Annotated in this window: 2 protein-coding genes; both read right to left on the reverse strand. The window is 45.7% G+C overall.

Features of this window, described 5'->3' with window-relative positions:
* Positions 1-32 precede the first annotated feature (32 nt).
* A complete protein-coding gene (locus H5300_RS26155) occupies positions 33-2,789 on the reverse strand; it encodes an immune inhibitor A domain-containing protein (RefSeq protein ID WP_182797305.1) in 2,757 nt (918 codons plus the stop codon).
* A 49-nt stretch (positions 2,790-2,838) separates the two neighbouring features.
* Entirely contained in the window at positions 2,839-3,096 is a 258-nt protein-coding gene (locus H5300_RS26160; protein WP_310736197.1) for a hypothetical protein, read from the reverse strand.
* Positions 3,097-3,177: the final 81 nt, after the last annotated feature.

Genomic DNA, 3,177 nt, shown 5'->3' on the forward strand with positions numbered 1-3,177 from the left:
CCTAAGACCTAAGACCTAAGACCCAAGATGATTTACAGGTCGACTAAAATTGTCTTAGTTGTAATCCCGCCTTGGTCATCGATTATTTTCAGTGTCACCTCGTGCTTTCCGTATGAAGGGAAGATTGAAGTGAATGTGCGACCTCGTTTCACCTTTCCGTTTGGAAGTGTCCACTCGGTATCAACAACACGACCATCGCTGTCTGAACTTGTAGACCACATGGTTACCCAGCGACCCAAGTGAATGTACTTTGCACTCGCTTCTGGAAGGGCGTTTGGAGATTCAACACTCACTACGGAGCTAAATGAATCGGTAGCGCCTTTGTCGTCAACAACAGTCAAGTTCACCGTGTATTCACCGGCTTGTTCGTAAGACCAAGTTGGTGCCACTTCGTTACTTGTTGTGCCGTTGCCAAAGTCCCATAAGTAACTGGTGATCTCACCGTCTTGATCAGAACTGAAGTTACGTGCAGAAACGTTCAGGGCAGTAACATTGAGCTCGAAGTTCGCAGTAGGGGCGACGTTGTGTTGGCTTACTTTCGATAAGCGAACCACGCCGTATTCGTTGTTGTCACTCTGATTCACAATATCAACGGCTAAGCCAAACTCCGTTAGGATACGTCCTGAATCAGGCGCTTGTGGAGAGGTGTAATCTTGGTCGTCAGAGAAGCTAGCATTGCCAACCAAACTGGTATCTTCAAGTACATCATCGTCGCTGTTCACAAGACGCATTGGGGTATGATCTTTGAGTGAAAACGCAGCATCACGAACTTGATAACGAGTTTGAGCGACTTCACCAGATTTTTCCCAAGTCATGGCATTTTGGTCTGCATCGACCACGCCTAACCAACCTTCACCTGGGTGTTTACCTACCCAGTTATCAGTCAGCGACTCGTCTACGTACCAAATGATCAAACCTGGATCGAATGAGATGAGTTGGCCCATGCGTTTGATGTTGGCTAAACCTTCATCAACGTCCATGTGGCTACGCCATTGCAGTAGGTAGTAGTGTTGCGCTTGGTGGAATCCATTACTTAGCTTGTAGCCATTTAGGGCGAAGGTGGAGTTGCTTTCTCCATCGTCTATTAAGGTTACTTCACCATCCACGATCACACTGAGGTTATCCAAATAGAAGCCTTCCATCGCCAAGCCACCATCGGTGATGTACTCAAACGAAAGCTCTACTTCTTGGCCTGCCCATTGTGAAACGTCGAACTCAGCGTCAACCCATCCGCCAGATTCGCCGCCAATAGCAGGAACGAGGCCAGTATTGTATGGGTCATCCATTGAGGTGATGTTGCCAGCTATTGCTTGTCCGTTGATTAGCACGCGAGCGAAGTCGTAGTCTTTCTCTATTTCATACCACGCTTTGAACGAAAGCAATGCAGAATCACCCGCTGGAATCACCAACTTGCGAGTCATGCCATTTTTCAGATCATCGCCTTTTTGAGAGTGGAATGAATACTCTCCCTCAAAGGGTTTCAGACTTTCAATTTGCTTTTCAGGAAGATCGACCTTAATCATGTTCGGACGGCTGTTATCCGTTGTTTGGAACAGTGTATAAACTTGTGGGTTGTCTTCTAGGTCATCAATCGAGATTTGATCATCGTTAACCCAGCGACCACCAATCGATTTTTGTAGGAAGTGCTTTGCCCAAGAGCTGAATGCCGTTGGTTGTGTGCCACCAATTTTGCCAGCCCAGCTGCCTGAAGACATGATTGACCAGTAAGATACTGGTTCACCCTTGCCTGTGTATTGCGTATCGTACTCGTCTGGTAAGCCTAAATCATGGCCATACTCGTGAGCACAGACACCCGCTGCCGCGTCAATCGGTTGAATGGTGTAATCAAATGCTGCGTATTGGCCACCAAAGCGGTCAGGAAGAGAGCTAGAGGTACCTTCAAGCACATGTGTGCGGCCAAGGTTGAATCGGTGAGACCAGATTGCATCAGGGCCTAATACGCCACCACCGGCTTCTTCGCCTACCGATGCATGAAACACCATCAGGTGATCAATCACACCATCGGGTTCGCGGAAGTTTCCGTCACCGTCGTAATCGTAACGATCTTCAATGTCGTAATCGGCAAGGTTGATACTTGGGTCTTGCGCCAGTTGATTCAGCGCTTCACGAACCAGTTCTTGTGCGTTTAAGTCGTTGTCGGTGGTAGGGGAGTTGCCACCATAGAATGACGCAGGCTTAGAGGCGCGATACCAACCCGCAGCTTGACCTGCAACGCTGTAACTATCACCTGATTCGCTTTGGTAATACTGACGCATCGAGATTAGGTTTTCGCCATTTGGCCCTGTGTAGCCAGAATTTGAGAACAACAACTCTTGATAATGTTCTGGGTTGTAGCTCTCGTAGAGCATCTGCGTGTGCTCTTCGGTCAGCTTGTTGTCATCCCAGTTCAAATCAGGGAAATCGACCAATAGAGCGAGTACTTTATCGGTACGCTTGGTGCCGACTTCTAAAGCAAAGACACTCGCTTTTTTAACACCGGATCCTTTTTCGATGGCTTTGAGTATTTTCGCTCGTTGCTCAAGTGCTTTTTTACCGAATTGAGCGTCGCCTTTAAAACCGGAATTGATCTTATTTTTTAAGTAACGGTCAAGTGCGTCGTGTTTTGCCACATCGGTTGCATCTTGGTCGACTAAGCCTTGTCTAACTAGCATTTCAATAAGTTTGTCTTCATTAACAACGCCTAAATCAATAGGTGTTTTTGCATAACTACTGACGCTAAATAGAGTAAGCATTGCTGAAGCCAACAATGTTTTTCTCATCATTTTCATTATATTTCCTTTTTATATTTCCATGTCGATATCAGTATCAACTGCCTTATTAGAACCAGTTGTCCGAGTCTGGCCTAATACACTCTTGTGGTGTCTTATTTAACTGACGTGTGTTTGCTGTATGTTTCGTACTTTCTATCTCTTTTATACTTTCTATTTCTTTTGTATTGGTTGTCTCTTTTCTATTTTTTGAATCAAACGGAGTGCTCTTTACTTTTTTAGCGTTGAGATAGATACGCAAAGCTTCTTGATTGCCCTCATAGGCATGGGTATCTACACATATTGAGCAAAAAATGAACGGGCCAATTCTTTCATCCTGTTGATTTCCTCTGTCGTGTAAGTATTTAATACTTCGCACATTTGCAAGAAAACCCAGAGGCCTGCAAGT

Source organism: Vibrio sp. SG41-7, assembly GCF_014164465.1.
Taxonomy (GTDB): Bacteria; Pseudomonadota; Gammaproteobacteria; order Enterobacterales; family Vibrionaceae; genus Vibrio; species Vibrio splendidus.

Coding starts and splice junctions, on each gene's coding strand:
- H5300_RS26155 (WP_182797305.1), bottom strand. CDS start 2,789: ATGAAAATGATGAGAAAAACATTGTTGGCTTCAGCAATGCTTACTCTA.